This window comes from Acinetobacter sp. WA-87 (assembly GCF_039938935.1).
Taxonomy (GTDB): Bacteria; Pseudomonadota; Gammaproteobacteria; order Pseudomonadales; family Moraxellaceae; genus Acinetobacter; species Acinetobacter seifertii.
On record NZ_JBDUVF010000006.1, the window covers coordinates 76,837 to 94,551 of the forward strand.

General features: G+C 41.2%; 14 protein-coding genes. 9 read left to right on the forward strand and 5 right to left on the reverse strand.

Going from position 1 to position 17,715, the window contains the following annotated elements; genetic code table 11:
• Positions 1–364 precede the first annotated feature (364 nt).
• The 3 genes from ABFY81_RS15865 to ABFY81_RS15875 all read right to left on the reverse strand — a co-directional run bounded on the left by ABFY81_RS15865 (position 365) and on the right by ABFY81_RS15875 (position 4,812).
• Positions 365–1,648 (reverse strand): ribonucleotide-diphosphate reductase subunit beta, encoded by a 1,284-nt coding sequence (locus tag ABFY81_RS15865; protein WP_004703550.1) that lies wholly within the window; start codon positions 1,646–1,648, stop codon positions 365–367.
• A 138-nt stretch (positions 1,649–1,786) separates the two neighbouring features.
• Positions 1,787–1,921 carry a hypothetical protein gene (locus ABFY81_RS15870; RefSeq protein WP_002120013.1) on the reverse strand — a complete coding sequence of 45 codons (135 nt, stop codon included), beginning with the start codon at positions 1,919–1,921 and terminating at the stop codon, positions 1,787–1,789.
• 56 nt (positions 1,922–1,977) lie between these two features.
• Positions 1,978–4,812 (reverse strand): ribonucleoside-diphosphate reductase subunit alpha, encoded by a 2,835-nt coding sequence (locus ABFY81_RS15875; protein WP_019457086.1) that lies wholly within the window; start codon positions 4,810–4,812, stop codon positions 1,978–1,980.
• Between the two features lie 329 nt (positions 4,813–5,141).
• Here ABFY81_RS15875 and ABFY81_RS15880 point away from each other — a divergent pair, with 329 nt between their 5' ends.
• The 3 genes from ABFY81_RS15880 to bfmS are packed head-to-tail and all read left to right on the forward strand — an operon-like array spanning position 5,142 to position 7,743.
• Positions 5,142–5,348, forward strand: coding sequence for a hypothetical protein (locus ABFY81_RS15880; protein ID WP_019457085.1), 207 nt, complete (start codon positions 5,142–5,144; stop codon positions 5,346–5,348).
• Positions 5,345–6,061 carry a response regulator transcription factor BfmR gene (gene bfmR, locus ABFY81_RS15885; RefSeq protein ID WP_000076440.1) on the forward strand — a complete coding sequence of 239 codons (717 nt, stop codon included), beginning with the start codon at positions 5,345–5,347 and terminating at the stop codon, positions 6,059–6,061. The genes ABFY81_RS15880 and bfmR overlap by 4 nt, the downstream gene beginning before the upstream one ends.
• A 32-nt stretch (positions 6,062–6,093) precedes the next feature.
• Positions 6,094–7,743, forward strand: coding sequence for a sensor histidine kinase BfmS (gene bfmS, locus ABFY81_RS15890; RefSeq protein ID WP_019457084.1), 1,650 nt, complete (start codon positions 6,094–6,096; stop codon positions 7,741–7,743).
• A 21-nt stretch (positions 7,744–7,764) separates the two neighbouring features.
• Here the strand turns inward: bfmS and ABFY81_RS15895 are convergent, their stop codons facing one another.
• Complete coding sequence (locus ABFY81_RS15895) at positions 7,765–8,118, reverse strand: hypothetical protein (RefSeq protein WP_347914149.1); 354 nt, start codon at positions 8,116–8,118, stop codon at positions 7,765–7,767.
• A gap of 93 nt (positions 8,119–8,211) precedes the next feature.
• Entirely contained in the window at positions 8,212–9,633 is a 1,422-nt protein-coding gene (locus ABFY81_RS15900; RefSeq protein WP_191010870.1) for a sensor domain-containing diguanylate cyclase, read from the reverse strand.
• A gap of 425 nt (positions 9,634–10,058) precedes the next feature.
• Between ABFY81_RS15900 and ndhC the strand changes: the two genes are divergently transcribed.
• The 6 genes from ndhC to nuoG all read left to right on the forward strand — a co-directional run bounded on the left by ndhC (position 10,059) and on the right by nuoG (position 17,712).
• The gene (ndhC, locus tag ABFY81_RS15905; RefSeq protein WP_004703510.1) at positions 10,059–10,610 is read left to right on the forward strand and encodes an NADH-quinone oxidoreductase subunit A; all 552 of its coding nucleotides are present in this window, start codon (positions 10,059–10,061) and stop codon (positions 10,608–10,610) included.
• A 6-nt stretch (positions 10,611–10,616) separates the two neighbouring features.
• Positions 10,617–11,294 carry an NADH-quinone oxidoreductase subunit B gene (locus ABFY81_RS15910; protein WP_002050353.1) on the forward strand — a complete coding sequence of 226 codons (678 nt, stop codon included), beginning with the start codon at positions 10,617–10,619 and terminating at the stop codon, positions 11,292–11,294.
• 83 nt (positions 11,295–11,377) lie between these two features.
• Positions 11,378–13,165, forward strand: coding sequence for an NADH-quinone oxidoreductase subunit C/D (gene nuoC, locus ABFY81_RS15915; RefSeq protein WP_004703507.1), 1,788 nt, complete (start codon positions 11,378–11,380; stop codon positions 13,163–13,165).
• 13 nt (positions 13,166–13,178) lie between these two features.
• Entirely contained in the window at positions 13,179–13,688 is a 510-nt protein-coding gene (nuoE, locus tag ABFY81_RS15920; protein ID WP_003653477.1) for an NADH-quinone oxidoreductase subunit NuoE, read from the forward strand.
• Positions 13,685–15,016 carry an NADH-quinone oxidoreductase subunit NuoF gene (gene nuoF / locus ABFY81_RS15925; protein WP_004703505.1) on the forward strand — a complete coding sequence of 444 codons (1,332 nt, stop codon included), beginning with the start codon at positions 13,685–13,687 and terminating at the stop codon, positions 15,014–15,016. Before nuoE ends, nuoF begins: the two co-directional genes overlap by 4 nt.
• Positions 15,017–15,027: 11 nt before the next feature.
• Positions 15,028–17,712, forward strand: coding sequence for an NADH-quinone oxidoreductase subunit NuoG (nuoG, locus tag ABFY81_RS15930; protein WP_004703501.1), 2,685 nt, complete (start codon positions 15,028–15,030; stop codon positions 17,710–17,712).
• Positions 17,713–17,715 lie beyond the last annotated feature (3 nt).

A 17,715-nucleotide genomic window follows, 5' to 3' on the forward strand; every position in this document is an offset into this window, starting at 1 on the left:
TTTTTTAATAATGAAGGATGGAATGCATATATTGCTTTATGGAAAATATTAATCAATATATTGATGCCTGTAGTGGAATAAAATCAATTAATTAATATCCATTTATAAATTTTAATAGAGTGATAGTGGATTCTGAAAAAAGCAACGATAGAATCAGTAAAGTTTTTCATTAAACTCATTTAGAATTAAATTAAGTGAAAACGTGGTAAGGGATACATATAGAGGCTGGCAATTTAATAAAATTACTGAAAATCTCTCTATATATATGATCAAGACTTAGCATCTTGAAAAAAGTTTAATAAATACAAGCCAAGAAAAAACCGCTAATAGATAGCGGTTTTTTCTTAATTAACTAAGTCGAAACTTACCAGCTTAACGCACCACCAGTTTGATAGTCAGTTACGCGAGTTTCAAAGAAGTTCTTCTCTTTACGTAAGTCCATCATCTCTGACATCCACGCAAATGGATTCGTTACACCAGCAAATTGCTCTGGTAAACCTAACTGAGATAAACGACGGTTACAGATGAATTTCAAGTATTCTTCCATCATGCTTGCGTTCATACCCAATACACCACGTGGCATTGTGTCACGTGCATATTCGATTTCAAGCATAGTACCTTCAAGAATCATTTGAATGACTTCTTGTTGGAACTCGGCAGTCCAAAGGTGAGGGTTCTCAATCTTGATTTGGTTAATCATGTCGATACCAAAGTTCAAGTGCATAGACTCATCACGCAAGATGTATTGGAACTGCTCAGCAACACCGTTCATCTTGTTACGACGGCCCATACTCAAAATTTGAGTAAAGCCACAGTAGAAGAAGATACCTTCAAGTACACAGTAGAATGCGATCAAGTTACGAAGTAAACGTTGGTCGTTTTCAGGAGTACCAGTGTGGAAAGTAGGGTCACTTAAAGATTGAGTGTACTTAAGACCCCAAGATGCTTTACGTGCAACAGATGGAATCTCGCGGTACATGTTGAAGACTTCGCCTTCGTCCATACCTAAAGATTCGATACAGTATTGGTAAGCGTGAGTGTGAATTGCTTCTTCAAACGCTTGACGCAAGATGTACTGACGGCATTCAGGGTTAGTAATGTGACGGTAAATCGCCAATACTAGGTTGTTTGCAACCAAAGAGTCCGCAGTCGAGAAGAAACCTAAAGAACGCATAACAATAGTACGCTCATCTTCGGTTAAGCCATTTTCAGACTTCCAAAGCGCGATGTCATGGTTCATGTTAACTTCTTGTGGCATCCAGTGGTTTGCACACCCGTCAAGATACTTCTGCCAAGCCCATTCGTATTTAAATGGAACAAGCTGGTTCAAGTCAGCGCGACAGTTAATCATGGCTTTGTCGTCAACCTGAACGCGTTGCGCGCCCATTTCTAGCTCTTCAAGGCCAGGGGCAACGTCTAAATGTTCTAAGGCTGCAGAGGCTCTAGCCATTGTATCGGAGGCAACTGTTGGTCGCACGGAATGGGTTCCAGCGGATTGTGGAGCTGCCACGCTCGGCGATGATGGCTGCGCAGTAGATACATTCTGCGAATCTGGCGTTTTTTCCGGTTGGATGGCCGCAGACTTGTGTTCAGGTGCAGCCGGTTTTTGCGAATCATCTTCAAAATCGTCCCAACTAAGGATAGACATTTTTGTTCTCTCTTCGTTGTATATATCTATATTTGACATCTCTTAAACGAAGATGTCCCTACTATACGCTTTAAATGTGTAAACAAAATTAAGTTTTATTAAGGTATGACCAAATTTTGGGCCTTTGGTCTCTACTCACTACAACTTATTTTGCTTACGCTGTTGCTTACGTATCGTAATGAATGCGTAAACCATCGGCATATAAAAGAAAATAAAGGCAAAGATTAATACTCCAACACCAAGCATATAATTATGGCTGAGATGAGAAAGCATAATCTTTACCTCTTTTAAAATTGCTCTTTAGTGAAAAAGAGCAATTTTATTGAATGTTATTGGCAAGCTTCACAATCAGGGTTGTCGATTGAGCAAGCCATTGGTACAGGAGCTGCTTGGGTAAAGCCTTCTTCTTCAACCGCTGCTTCTGGTTTCTTCGCTTCTACAACAGGGGCAGCAACTGGAGCTGCTTCAACAGTCGCAGGTTTAACTGCGTTTAAAGCACCTGTGTTAATTGTAGATTTTTCAGCAGAAGTTGCACCTAAAGCTCGGAGGTAATAAGTCGTCTTAAGACCACGTAACCATGCCATCTTGTATGTGATGTCAAGTTTCTTACCATTTGCACCAGAGATGTAAAGGTTAAGTGACTGAGCTTGATCAATCCATTTTTGACGACGTGATGCAGCATCAACGATCCAACGTGTATCTACTTCAAACGCAGTAGCAAAGATTGCTTTTAATTCTTCAGGAATACGAGCAATTTTTTGTACTGAACCTTCAAAGTGTTTAAGGTCGTTAACCATTACTGTGTCCCAAAGACCACGGTCTTTCAAGGCACGAACAAGGTATGGGTTAATAACAGTGAACTCACCAGACAGGTTAGATTTCACATATAAGTTTTGGAATGTTGGCTCAATAGACTGAGAAACACCACAAATGTTAGAGATGGTTGCCGTTGGAGCAATTGCCATCACGTTTGAGTTACGCATACCGTCTTTTTGAACTTTGGCACGTAAAGTGTCCCAGTCTAAACGTTGAGTACGGTCAACTTCGAACATGCGCTCTGGACGAGATTTCGCAACAATTTCTAAAGAGTCGATTGGAAGGATACCTTGATCCCACAATGAACCTTTGAATGTTGAGTAAGAACCACGTTCAACAGCCAAGTTGCTTGAAGTTTCAATCGCGTAGTAGCTAATCACTTCCATTGATTCATCTGCAAAATCAACAGCAGCGTCTGAACCGTAAGCAATACCCATCTCGTATAGCGCATCTTGGAAGCCCATGATACCCATACCTACAGGACGGTGTTTCAAGTTAGAGTTTTTCGCTTGAGGTACAGCATAGTAGTTAATGTCGATAACGTTATCGAGCATACGTACTGCTGTTTTGATTGTGCGAGCTAACTTCTCACGGTCTAACACACCACCTTGAACGTGTTGTACAAGGTTAATCGAACCCAAGTTACATACTGCAATTTCGTCTTGATTTGTATTCAAGGTAATTTCAGTACATAGGTTAGATGAGTGAACTACACCAACGTGTTGTTGTGGTGAACGTAAGTTACATACATCTTTGAACGTGATCCAAGGGTGACCAGTTTCAAACAACATAGAAAGCATTTTGCGCCATAAGTCTTTAGCACGTACTTTCTTGTGTAGCATGTTAGTTTCTTTCGCTACAGACTCATAGTAAGCATAACGCTCAGCAAATTCAGCACCAGTTAAGTCGTGCAAGTCTGGAGTTTCAGAAGGGGTAAAGAGTGTCCATTCACCATCTTCAAATACACGTTGCATAAACAAGTCTGGAACCCAGTTCGCAGTGTTCATGTCGTGTGTACGGCGACGGTCATCACCAGTGTTTTTACGAAGCTCTAAGAACTCTTCGATGTCTAAGTGCCAAGTTTCTAGGTATGCACATACAGCACCTTTACGCTTACCACCTTGGTTTACGGCAACAGCAGTATCGTTCGCAACTTTCAAGAATGGAACAACACCCTGAGACTTACCGTTTGTACCTTTAATATAAGAGTTCAAGGCACGTACAGGTGTCCAGTCATTACCTAAACCACCAGCCCATTTAGAAAGCATCGCGTTGTCACGCATTGCGCCATAAATGTCATAAAGGTCATCGCCAATCGTTGTTAAGTAACAACTTGAAAGCTGTGGACGTAATGTACCTGAGTTAAACAGGGTAGGCGTAGAAGCCATATAGTCGAAGCTAGACAATAAGTTATAGAACTCGATTGCACGCTCTTCTTTATCTTGCTCATTGAGTGCAAGACCCATTGACACACGCATGAAGAATAATTGTGGTAATTCGAAGCGAACGCCGTTTGAGTGAATGAAGTAACGGTCAAATAGAGTTTGTAAACCTAAGTAGGTAAACTGATTAGAGCGTTCTGGTTGAATTGCTGCTGCTAATTTTTCTAAGTCGAAGTCAAGCAAGTCAGGTGAAAGTAAATCAAGCTCTACACCTTTTTTCAAGAATGCTTCGAGTGCATTGTTTTCAGCAGTATCAGTTGGTAGGCCTAAGAAAGCTAAACCTGTGCCCACTAATTCATTACAGAGCAAACGTGCAGTTACGTAAGTATAGTTTGGTTCTTGTTCAATACGGGTACGTGTTGCCATCATCATGGTTGTAGCAATATCGCTTTCTTTTACGCCGTTATATAAGTTTTTAACGGTTTCATCCACGATCGCTTGAACGTCAATACCTTCCAAACCTTCAGCTGCTTTAGAAACTGTAGCTTGTAATGCACTTAAATCAAGTGGCTGAAGCTGACCGTTTGCGTCAGTAACTTGTAAAGTAGGGTGGTGGTTTGAGTTTGTTTGCTGACGAGCGTTAGCGCGTTGTTCACGGTAAATCACATAAGCGCGGGCAACTTTTTGTTCCCCAGTACGCATTAAAGCAAGTTCTACTTGATCTTGAATTTCTTCAATGTGGATCGTACCGCCCGATGGTAAACGGCGAGTAAATGTATTTAAAACCATTTCCGTCAACTGGGTAATACGGTCGTGAATACGGCTAGAATCCGAACTCTGTTGACCTTCCACAGCAAGAAAAGCTTTACCAATCGCAACAGAAATTTTATCTGCATCAAATGCAGCAACATCTCCAGTGCGTTTAATCACCTGAATTTGACCGGGAGTCGAAGTAATTACGCTCATGCCAGCATAGCTCCATTGTCACTTTTGTTATGTTCATAGACCGTTTGAACCGAGCAAAAAACATGCCACGATATTTGAGGGATAAACACAAGACTTAGTAGTTAAAGTTTATTTTCAACACAAGATACGGGATTTTTTAAGCTAGATCAATCTTGACTTTTTAGTAATTTTTTATCTGTATGATTTGTCGGGAGATAGCATAGCAAAGCTATTAAAAAACGCTTATAGATAACTTTGTGGATAACTCAAAAAACAAGCACTTGAATGAATTTAAATTCCGCCAAGAAATAATTTGTTTAATATTCATACATAGGAAATATGAATAGATTATGACTTTTAATAACAATAAACAGATATTAAAAATACTTGGAAATTCAAAGATTAATAAAATGCAACAAAACATGGTTGTCATGTATCAGTTTGGTGAACGCCTACTTGTTTACAATGTAAACGTGTGTATATTGCAAATGATAAACGAATGTATCTGCAAGATTTTTAAGATGCATGTAATGAGATTTATAGGGGCAATGATATGAGCCAAGAAGAAAAGTTACCAAAGATTCTGATCGTTGAAGATGACGAGCGTTTAGCACGATTAACTCAAGAATACTTAATCCGCAACGGCTTGGAAGTTGGTGTGGAAACTGATGGTAACCGTGCAATTCGTCGTATTATTAGTGAGCAACCAGATCTTGTGGTCTTGGATGTCATGTTGCCAGGTGCCGATGGTTTAACCGTTTGTCGTGAAGTTCGTCCACATTACCATCAACCTATTTTAATGTTGACTGCACGTACTGAAGACATGGACCAAGTACTTGGTCTGGAAATGGGTGCTGATGATTATGTCGCTAAACCAGTTCAGCCACGTGTATTGTTAGCGCGCATTCGTGCACTATTACGTCGCACAGATAAAACTGTTGAAGATGAAGTTGCACAACGTATTGAGTTTGACGACCTTGTCATCGACAATGGCGGCCGCTCTGTAACGTTAAACGGTGAACTTGTTGACTTTACAAGTGCTGAATATGACTTGTTATGGTTACTTGCTTCAAACGCTGGTCGTATCTTATCGCGCGAAGATATCTTCGAACGTTTACGTGGTATCGAATACGATGGTCAAGACCGTTCAATCGATGTGCGTATTTCGCGTATTCGTCCAAAAATTGGCGATGATCCTGAAAATCCAAAACGTATTAAAACTGTACGTAGTAAAGGTTACTTGTTTGTTAAAGAAACCAATGGATTGTAAAATCTGATTAAACTTCCTATAAGGTTGGTCGAGTGTTTAAACACAGTATATTCCTGCGAATATATGCGGGGCTGGTAATTCTTGTTGTTTTGGTGGCTGTTTTTGGGTATTTACTGGTACAAATTATCAACTACCAACGCGCGCAAGAATACCGAGAATCTTTAACTGATGGTATTTCTTATGTCATTAGTGAAGGGGTCGCTCGACAACCTGGGAAGCAGCAAAAGATAGATTGGATTTCTGACGCATCTGATTTGCTCGAACTTCCAATTTACTATACCGATGCAAGTAAGGTTGAACTGTCTCGAACCGAGAAAAAACGGATCGAAGCACAAAAATCTGTAGTTCGTTACGATGCAAGCAATAGTATTGCTTATGTGATTATTGGCTTGCGTGACGACCCGCAGCATTATCTATCTATAAAAGTCGACAAAATTAGTGAACGCCAAATGAAGGCTCTTCCTATTTTTGTACTCGACTACCTCATGTTTTATCCGGGTCAGGAACAAGAGTATCTTGCCAAGATTCAAAAACATTTTTCATATCCAATCAATATTCAAAACATTCAAGATATAAATCTGGATTCTGAACAGATTGGACGTTTACGCCAAGATCAAAGCGTGATGTTGTACAAAGATAGTGCAACAGTACGTGGTACAACTATTTCGATTGTCTCTCCAATTCCGAACCACCCTACGCAAGTTTTGGTGTTAGGCCCTGTTCCAATGTTTAACTGGATGCCTTTACAGCTTTCTGCGGGTATTACCTTATTTAGCTTGTTCTTATTAAGTTTAGGTGTTTATGGTTTGATTTTGCCGTTAGAGCGCAAAATTCGACAAGTGCGTTATGCATTAAACCGTATGAAATCGGGTGATTTGTCATTGCGTGTTCCTATTGAAGGAAGTGACGAAATGGCAAACTTGGCTTCAAGCTATAACAATATGTCTGATCATATTCAGCGTTTAATTGAAGCTCAACGTGAGTTAATGCGTGCCGTGTCTCATGAACTGAGAACGCCAGTAGCACGTATACGCTTTGGTACAGAAATGTTGGCCGAAGAAGATGACTACAATCATCGTATGCATCAGGTCGACATGATTGATAAAGATATTGAAGCACTCAATACTTTAATTGATGAAATCATGACTTATGCAAAATTAGAGCAGGGCACACCTTCGTTAGATTTTGCAGAAATTGTGCTTTTTGAAGTGTTGGATCAGGTTGCTGTTGAAACTGAAGCTTTAAAAACGCAGAAAGAGATTGAGCTCGTTCCACCACCTTTATATGTCAAGGTGGATGCAGAGCGTCGTTACCTTCACCGTGTTGTACAAAACTTGGTCGGAAATGCGGTTCGTTATTGTGATAATAAAGTACGTATTACTGGTGGTATTCACAGTGATGGTATGGCTTTTGTTTGTGTTGAAGATGATGGGCCGGGTATCCCTGAACAAGATCGTAAGCGTGTATTTGAAGCCTTTGCTCGTTTAGATGACAGCCGTACGCGTGCCTCTGGTGGTTATGGTCTGGGACTTTCAATTGTAAGTCGTATTGCTTACTGGTTTGGTGGTGAAATTAAAGTTGATGAAAGCCCAAGTTTGGGTGGGGCACGTTTTATTATGACTTGGCCAGCACATCGATTTAAACAACCCCCATTAAAAGCCAATAAAAAAGCACCTGCATAAGGTGCTTTTTTATTGATTGATTTATAGTTGAGTCGCGTCAGGCTCCAAAATCGGTTTGCCGCTTCTTAGACTGTTGAGAGCATCTCTATTAAAGTCAATTAACAGTGAATTATTTTTGGCATCGATTTGATATTTTTGAATAAGAGGTTGGTCTCCATTCAAAGTTTCAACTTTATATGAATCCGCAATATGTAAAATGCCTTCTAGGTTTGTCGTGGTTGACGCGAAATCTTGTCTAAAAATTTCATAGACATCTCTCAAGTCAAAAATGGCATTATCTGCATCTGGATGTTTTTGAATATAGCTTTCTATATGTCGCACGAGTAATTGCGCGAACAAGTAATAGTCTGGTTTATGCGTATATTCTAGATTCATACATTTTTCTCCTTATTATCTGTTATTAGCATACATGGCAAAAACAGAAGTTATTGTATAAAATTCATTACACTAGATGATGACTTTAAAATATTACAAAGAAATAAAAACCCGATTACGTCCTTGGCGTTTAGCTTGATAGAGTGCGTCATCGGCTTCTTTAAACAGGCTTTCAATAGAGCGATGGTGATTTGGTGAATATAGACTTATACCAATACTGACTTGTACAAAAATAGGTAATTTCCCATAAACATAAATCGGTTGCTGACTAATCTTGGTACGTATTCTTTCAGCGAGTTCAAAAGCGGCTTCTTTATTGGTATCAGGAATAAAAATTGCGAACTCTTCGCCACCAAAACGTCCTAATAAATCATGAGGGTGCAAAATATTTTGTATAGTGGTTACACAGGTTTGTAAGGCTCTATCTCCAATTAGGTGACCATAACTATCATTTACCTTCTTAAAATGATCGACATCCAGCATAAAAAAAGCAGATGTTTTATTTTCCTTTTGAACTTTTTCTTGAAGTATACGAACTGATTGTAAAAATTGACGTCGAGTTAAACTAGATGTGAGCTCATCATGCGCAATTGCATGTTGTAGTTTTTGAATTAAATCAGAATGAAGCGCACTAATACTAGAAACAGTCAGAGGTGCAAGCGTCATCATAATTAAGCCAATACGAATTGAAATGGTATTGCTCAGGTAATCTTCTGGATAAAGTAATAAATAATGACCAGAGACATGGTAAATAATATAAGCACTGGTAAATGAGGTAATTAGGGCGACCACAATAGGTTTGTAGCGTATAGCACACCAAACTAAAGCTGCGATTGGATAGAGTAAAGAACCTGGCCCAGAGTCGTAATAACTTACTGTAATTGAAATTAATACAGCTAAAAAAGGCAATAAGTCGATAATGCTTATATGTTCCCGATGACCATTAAAATAACGTTTTATTTGGGAGTAAGCAGGGATATTGAGCAGTATAGGAAGTAAGAGTAGGGCATTTTGTAGTTCTGATGTCATCCAGTAACCAAACTCGGCCCAAAAGCTGCCAAGCATAAACTTGGTATTAAACATAGGCACAAAAGTCGCAGCAAATAAAGCGCCAACTAAACTGCCTATGCCACATAACCCGAATAAAAAAAGGTAAGAATAACCACGATGAGCAGATCTAATGTGTTGACTTAAACATAGATACAGAACTAAAGAGGTAACAACATAAATAAAGTTAGATGTTGTTAGGATAATAGTCAGTAAAAATGGTGTGCCTTGAATAAGGTCGGCAATAACATATCCAGTATATGCGCCAAGAAAAGTACCGAGTTTACGTGTTTGAGGATAGCGAACCAGTAATCCTAATAAAACTGAATTGGCCGGCCAGAAAAAAGCCAGAAAACTAAGGGGCCGAGATGCAATTCCAATAAAGCAGCATATCGAAATAATGATCGTAAATAGAATGAAAAATTTCAGGAAGGAAGAAAATGAAAGTTCACGAAGTGAGTATGGCATCAGCTGCCCTTAATGATAAATACCCTTATCCAAGAGTAATAAATATTATGCATGATTAAACATTCATCATAATTCAGAGCAGAAGATGAATACAATAAAAAACCGCTTAATATTATAAAAAAGTAAGTTGTTTAATTTGACCAAATGAGCGATTGTTCAAATAATATTAAAAATCAAAAAATGAAAAAAATCATCACAAGCATAAAAACTATCAAATAAACCGATTATGAACGGTGAAACCCCCTCTACAAGACATAGATGAATACTTTTGATTAGAAAATCATCCAAAAGACTAAGACGCTTCAACTAGCATGCGAAATTAGAAATCAGGTACAATTGGCGGGATTAATTTTGTGTTTGGTGTATTCAAAGGCCAATACATACATTCTTTGTTAAATAATAGGCCTGCCAGGAGTTATCCCCGCATGAGTGCCATTACTCCATACGACTGGGCGATTATCGCCTTCGTGATCGGCGTTACATTTCTTTGCGTCTTTATGCTCACAGTTCCCTTACTCCTCGGGGGAAAATCGTGGGGACGCGCTAAGCAAGAGCAGTTTGAATCAGGTGTCGTGAGTGCTGGTGGCGCTCGCATTCGCCTGTCTGCAAAGTTCTATTTAGTTGCAATTTTCTTTGTTGTATTCGACTTAGAGGCACTTTACCTCTATGCATGGTCTACTTCTGTGCGTGAAGTAGGGTGGTTGGGATATACCACTGTTGTGATCTTTGTCGTTGATCTATTGATTGCGCTTGTTTATGCCTTCTCTGTAGGTGCCTTAAGTTGGTCACCAGCAGATCGTCGTAAATCAGCAGGTGAAAAGATCAAAGTTGGTTCACCAACAATGAATATTGCTGAAATTACACGCTTTAACTCTATTGAAGAGCTCGTAACTGACCCTACAGGCCAGATTCCAGCCCAATCATCAGGTCGTGTTAAGTCAAAAACTACACCTGCATTGTCATCTGAAAAGGAGTAAGTCGGGATGAAATATACTCTGACCCGCGCGAATCCGGATGCTGATCAATACCCATTGCAAGAACGTCAAATTGTGACTGATCCGCTTGAAGAGGAAGTGAATAAGAATGTATTCATGACTCGTTTAGAGGATGTCTTGCATACAGCAGTAAACTGGGGACGTAAAAACTCTTTGTGGCCATTTAACTTTGGTACCTCATGTTGTTACGTTGAATATGCAACGACTTTAACAGGCGTGCATGACTTGTCCCGTTTCGGTGCAGAGGTTATTCGTGCTTCACCTCGTCAGGCTGACTTGATGATTGTTGCAGGTACCTGCTTTGTCAAAATGGCTCCGGTTATTCAACGTTTGTACGAACAAATGTTAGAACCTAAGTGGGTTATTTCAATGGGTGCTTGTGCAAACTCTGGAGGTATGTACGACATCTATTCAGTAGTACAAGGTGTAGACAAAATTATTCCTGTTGACGTGTACGTCCCAGGTTGTCCACCTCGTCCTGAAGCATTAATTCAAGCATTAATGCTTTTGCAAGACCAGATTCAATTAGAGCGACGCCCGCTTTCTGCCGTGATTGGTGATGATCTTCAGCCAGTGTATAAGCCAAAGATGATGCCAGAACGTGATCGTAAGAATGCGCAGCGTATTGCCGTTAAAAACTTACGCTCTATGGATGAGATTAAATAATTTTTGACGGTGTTTTGACATGTCTGACCGATATGTTCATCGAGAAAATTGACAGAATTTGTATTAAATAGGAAGCCAAGCCAATGGCTGAAACTGACATTGCTATGCCAGAGTCAACACCAGTTGATTCACGCCCAGCATTTGCAATCGTAGAAGAGCTCAAAACCAAATTTGGTGAGAACTTCTATGTGCAGGCGACTTTTGAAGAGTTTCCAACAGTCTGGGTTGAGCGCGCACGCGTGCAAGAAGTCCTCATGTTCCTGCGTAAAGTGGAACGTCCTTATGTAATGCTGTTTGACTTATCAGCGATGGATGAGCGTTTACGTCAACATCGTGATGGTTTACCAGCATCTGACTTCACTGTGTTCTATCATTTATTATCGCTTGAGCGTAATAGTGACATTCGTATCAAGGTTGCCTTGAACGAAAATGATCTTAACCTCCCGACAGCGACAAATATCTGGCCAAATGCCAACTGGTATGAACGTGAAGCTTACGATATGTTCGGTATCAATTTCGAAGGGCATCCAATGCTCCGTCGTATTTTGTTGCCAACTTATTGGGAAGGTCACCCGCTTCGTAAAGAATATTCAGCACGTGCGACAGAATATACACCGTACATGCAAGACAAAGCGAAGCAAGATTTCGAACAGGAACACTTACGCTTTGTACCTGAAGATTGGGGTCTTAAGCGTGGTAACGCTGACGAAGACTTCATGTTCTTGAACTTGGGTCCTAACCATCCATCTGCGCACGGTGCGTTCCGTGTTGTATTGCAGTTAGATGGCGAAGAAGTGAAGGACTGTGTTCCTGATATCGGTTATCACCACCGTGGTGTGGAAAAGATGGCTGAACGTCAAACATGGCACTCTTTCATTCCTTATACTGACCGTGTTGACTACTTAGGTGGTTGTGCTCAAAACATGCCGTATGTCATGGCTGTAGAGCAAATGGCAGGTATTAAAGTTCCTGAACGTGCGCAAGTGATTCGTGTCATGTTGAACGAATTGTTCCGTATTAATAACCACTTGTTATTCTGTGGTACGGCAATTCAGGATGCCGGTGGTATGACACCAGTATTCTATATGTTCGCAGACCGTCAAAAAGTTTACGACATTGTTGAGGCAATCACGGGTTACCGTATGCACCCAGCATGGTTCCGTATTGGTGGTACAGCACACGACCTTCCAAACAACTGGCAAAAACTTGTTAAAGAGTTGCTAGAGTGGATGCCTAAACGTTTGAACGAATACTACACAGCTGCACTTAAAAACTCTGTGTTTATTGGTCGTACACGTAATGTTGCTCAATACGATGCAAAATCTGCACTTGCGTGGGGCGTAACTGGTACTGGTTTACGTGCAACAGGTATTGATTTCGACGTACGTAAATATCGTCCATACAGTGGCTATGAAAACTTTGATTTTGATGTGCCAGTTGAGTATGAAGGCGATGCATACGCTCGTGTACTTGTTCACTTCCGTGAAATTACTGAGTCACTCAAAATTATCAAACAGTGTTTGGATAACATGCCTTCTGGTCCATATAAAGCGGATCATCCATTGGCTGTTCCACCACCAAAAGATAAGACATTACAAGACATTGAAACCTTGATTACGCACTTCTTGAGCGTGTCATGGGGTCCTGTTATGCCTGCTGGTGAATCATCATTCATGACCGAAGTTGTGAAAGGTGCAAGTACTTACTACTTGACTTCAGATAAAGCGACCATGAGTTATCGTACTCGTATTCGTACACCGACGTTTACTCACTTACAGCAAATGCCTTCAGTGATTAACGGAAGTTTAGTATCTGACTTAATCATTTATCTGGCGACCATTGACGTGGTTATGGCTGACGTGGATCGCTAAGAGGTAACACATAATGATGATTTTGACTGATAAAAAACCACGTGTGAATGTTGAAGGAATTTTGACTGCGGAAGAAATTCACGACATCGAACATCACATTGGTCACTATCCGTACCCACGTGCAGCCTCTTTGGATGCTTTGAAGTGCGTACAGCGCCGTAATGGTTGGGTAGATGACGCTCAAATGAATGCCATCGCACAGTTGTTGTCGATGAGTGTTGCTGATTTGGAAGGTGTTGCAACATTTTACAACCGTATCTATCGCCATCCGGTAGGTCGTCACGTAATTTTGCTTTGTGACTCAATTGCTTGCTTCTTAATGGGTGCTGAAACACTTGCTGAAGCATTCCAACGTGAATTAGGTATTCAGTATGGTCAGACGACACCAGATGGTCGTTTTACACTGCTACCAATTTGCTGCCTAGGCAACTGTGACAAAGGCCCAACGTTAATGATTGATGAAGATACTCACGGTTTAGTGGAAGTGACATCAATCAAACAGTTATTGGAGAAGTATGTATGAATACCGAACCAAAACCAATTTATGGCGACGGTAATCCGGAAACTCATCCACTGACTTGGCGTTTAAGCAAACAAGAAGCAGTACGTAGCGCTGACGATTACGAAGCACTTGAAGGTTATGCAGGCTTTAAAAAAGCATTAGGTATGAAACCTGCTGAAGTGTTAGATGTCATTAAAGCTGCAACTGTAAAAGGTCGTGGTGGTGCAGGCTTCCCAGCAGGGATCAAATGGTCTCTTATGGCACCAAATGATGGTGGCCCACGTTACTTAATCTGTAACGCCGATGAGATGGAACCGGGTACCTTTAAAGACCGTTTGTTGATGGAAAAACTTCCTCACCAATTGATCGAAGGTATGTTGATTGCAGGTTATACCTTAGAAGCAACTCAAGGTTATATCTTCATTCGTGGCGAATACATCGAGGCTGCACAATACCTAAATGAAGCGCTTGAGCAAATTCGCGCTAAAGGTTACTTAGGTGACAACATTTTAGGTTCTGGCTGGAACTTTGAGTTACACGTGCATACAGGCGCAGGTCGTTATATCTGCGGTGAAGAAACTGCATTGATTAACTCACTTGAAGGCCGCCGTGCTAACCCACGTACTAAACCACCATTCCCGCAAGTTGCTGGTGCATGGGGTCGTCCTACGATTGTGAACAACGTTGAAACTTATAACAACTTGCCAGCAATCATGCTTCGTGGTCCAGAGTGGTATATCGGTTTATCAGCTGGTAAATCAAAAGATCCAGGCACTAAGATTTATGGTGCGTCAGGTAAAGTTAAATTCCCTGGTCTTTGGGAACTTCCATTTGGTACGACTGCTCGTGAAGTAATTGAAGATCATGCCGGTGGTATGCGTGAAGGCTTAAAGCTTAAAGCATGGTTACCAGGTGGTGCGTCTACTGACTTTTTACCTGCAGATACTATTGATTTACCAATGGATGCAGACACTATTATGAAAGCAGGTTCTCGTCTGGGAACATGTTTGCTGATGGTGGTAGATGAAACTCAATGTATGGTATCGCTCACTCGTAACTTAGAAGAGTTCTTTGCGCGCGAATCATGCGGTTTCTGTACACCATGCCGTGATGGTTTGCCATGGGCTGTTAAAGCGCTTAAAGCACTTGAGACAGGTGAAGGTAAGAAAGAAGATATCGATCATTTACAAGAGTTAACTCGTAAATTGTGGATTGGTAAAACTTTCTGTGCCCACGCACCAGGTGCGATGGAGCCGCTTATGGGCGCACTCAAACATTTCCGTGGTGAGTTTGAAGCGAAAGTGACGAATCGTCCTGTCGTGCAAACCAGCAACGTAGAACAAGCTTAAGGAATTCGACTATGGCTACAATTCATGTCGATGGAAAATCGTATGAAGTCAACGGCTCGGAAAACTTGCTACAAGCATGTTTGAGTCTGGGCATCGACATCCCATATTTTTGTTGGCATCCATCCTTAGGTTCGGTTGGTTCTTGCCGTCAATGTGCCGTAACTCAGTATGCAAATCCTGAAGATACGCGCGGACGTCTTGTGATGTCATGCATGACGCCAGCATCTGACAATACCTATATCTCGATTGAAGACAAAGAAGCTACGGATTTCCGTGCGTCTATTGTTGAATTCTTAATGACGAATCACCCACACGACTGTCCAGTATGTGAAGAGGGTGGTCACTGTCATTTACAAGATATGACTGTAATGACAGGTCACGACCGTCGTCGCTATCGTTTTACGAAGCGTACACACTACAATCAAGAACTCGGCTCATTCATCGCGCATGAAATGAACCGTTGTATTGCTTGTTACCGTTGTGTTCGTTACTACAAAGACTATGCGGGTGGTACAGACTTTGGTGTATATGCCAATGCGTCACGTGTTTACTTTGGTCGCCCAGAATCAGGTACTTTAGAGTCTGAATTCTCAGGTAACTTGACTGAAGTATGTCCAACAGGTGTATTTACCGACAAGACTCATTCAGAACGCTATAACCGTAAATGGGATATGCAATATGCACCAAGCGTGTGTCATGGCTGCTCTTCGGGTTGTAACATTTCTCCGGGTGAGCGTTATGGCGAAATCCGTCGTGTAGAAAACCGCTTCAATGGTTCGGTTAACCAATACTTCCTTTGTGACAAAGGTCGTTTTGGCACAGGTTATGTCAACCGTGCAGATCGTCCGCGTCAACCTCAATTCCGCAATGGTGAAACAGTAGCAACTGTTTCAGTTGACCAAGCTTTAGATCAAGCAATTGCGAAACTTGAAGGTAAGAAAGTTTTAGGTATTGGTTCACCACGTGCAAGCTTAGAATCAAACTATGCATTACGTGAACTTGTAGGCCAAGCAAACTATTCAACAGGTGTTGCACAAAAAGAGCAAAATCTTGTTGAGCTTGCAGCTTCAATCATGCAAACAGAGGGTATTTACAACCCGAACATGCGTGAAATTGAAGGCTATGATGCAGTATTAATTTTGGGTGAAGATTTAACTCAAACTGCACCTCGTATGGCATTGTCAGTTCGTCAAGCTGCGAAAAACAAAGCTCGCGAAATGGCTGCAAAAACACGTACACCAGATTGGTTAGCTGAGCCTGTACAACGTATTGGTCAGGAAGCGAAGTCTCCGATCTATATCTTGGCTGCAACTCAAACTCGTCTTGCTGATGTTGCGACTGGTGAAGTGGTTGCATCTCCAAACGACATCGCGCGTTTAGGCTTTGCAGTTGCTGCAGCAGTTAAAGGTGAAGTCGTAAGTGGTTTAGATGATGATGCAAAAGCATTTGCACAAACTATTGCCGACACTTTAAAAGCAGCAAACAAACCGTTAATTATTGCGGGTACGAGCTTGCAAGATGCTTCAATTATGGAAGCTGCGGCAGAGTTAACGCAAAACCTTGGTTCAAAAGCTGGTTTAAGCCTTGTTGTTCCTGAAGTGAACTCTATGGGCTTGGCATTGTTTGGCGGTTTAAGCCTTGAACAAGCATTTGCTCAAGACTACGACACACTTGTTATTGTTGAAAATGACTTGTTCCGTCGCTTACCGGCTGCTCAAGTTAAAGCAGCACTTGATAAAGCTGAAACAGTAATCGTGCTTGATCACAGCGAAACAGAAACTGTGAAACAGGCTGATATTGTACTTTCAGCATCAAGCTTTGCTGAAGGTGATGGTACTGTTGTAAGCCAAGAAGGCCGTGCACAGCGCTTCTACCAAGTTTACGATCCAAGCTACTACAAGCCTGAATACGCGATTAAAGAATCTTGGCGTTGGTTGCATGCCATTGAAACTGGTCTTAAAGGTAAGCCAGTTGATTGGACATTGCTTGATGACGTTATCGAAACTATCGTTAAAAATGTTCCTGTGCTTGAAGCAATTCAAGACGTTGCACCAGATGCAGGCTACCGTGTACATGGTTTGAAAATTGCGCGTGAACCACGTCGTTATTCTGGTCGTACAGCAATTCGTGCACCTTTATCGGTTCATGAACCTAAACAGCCAACAGATCCAGACTCAGCATTAACATTCTCTATGGAAGGTTATGTTGGTCCACAAAATGCATCTTCACTTGTACCATTTGCGTGGGCTCCGGGTTGGAATTCTCCACAATCTTGGAACAAATACCAAGATGAAGTGGGCGGTCACTTAAAAGGTGGTGATTCGGGCGTTCGTTTATTCGATCGTTTAGCAAAACGTCCAGCACGTAGCTATGTTGCTCCAACTGCTGTAGTTGCAAACCCTGAAAGCTTCCGTCTTGTACCAATGCACCACATCTTTGGTTCTGGTGAATTCACGATTAAAACACCTGCAATGGAAACTCGTATTCCAGAAGCTATGTTTGCAGTTGGTGAGCAAGATGCAACGCGTTTGAATTTGCAAGAAGGCCAACGCATTACAGTTAAAGCAGGCGAAACTACAGTGAGCTTGCCTGTACAAGTAATTGAATACTTACCTACAGGTTATATCGGTTACCCAGTTGGTTTAGCACCAACAGTATCGTTAGCTGAGCCTGTTTCAGTGGCATTAGGAGTGTAATTC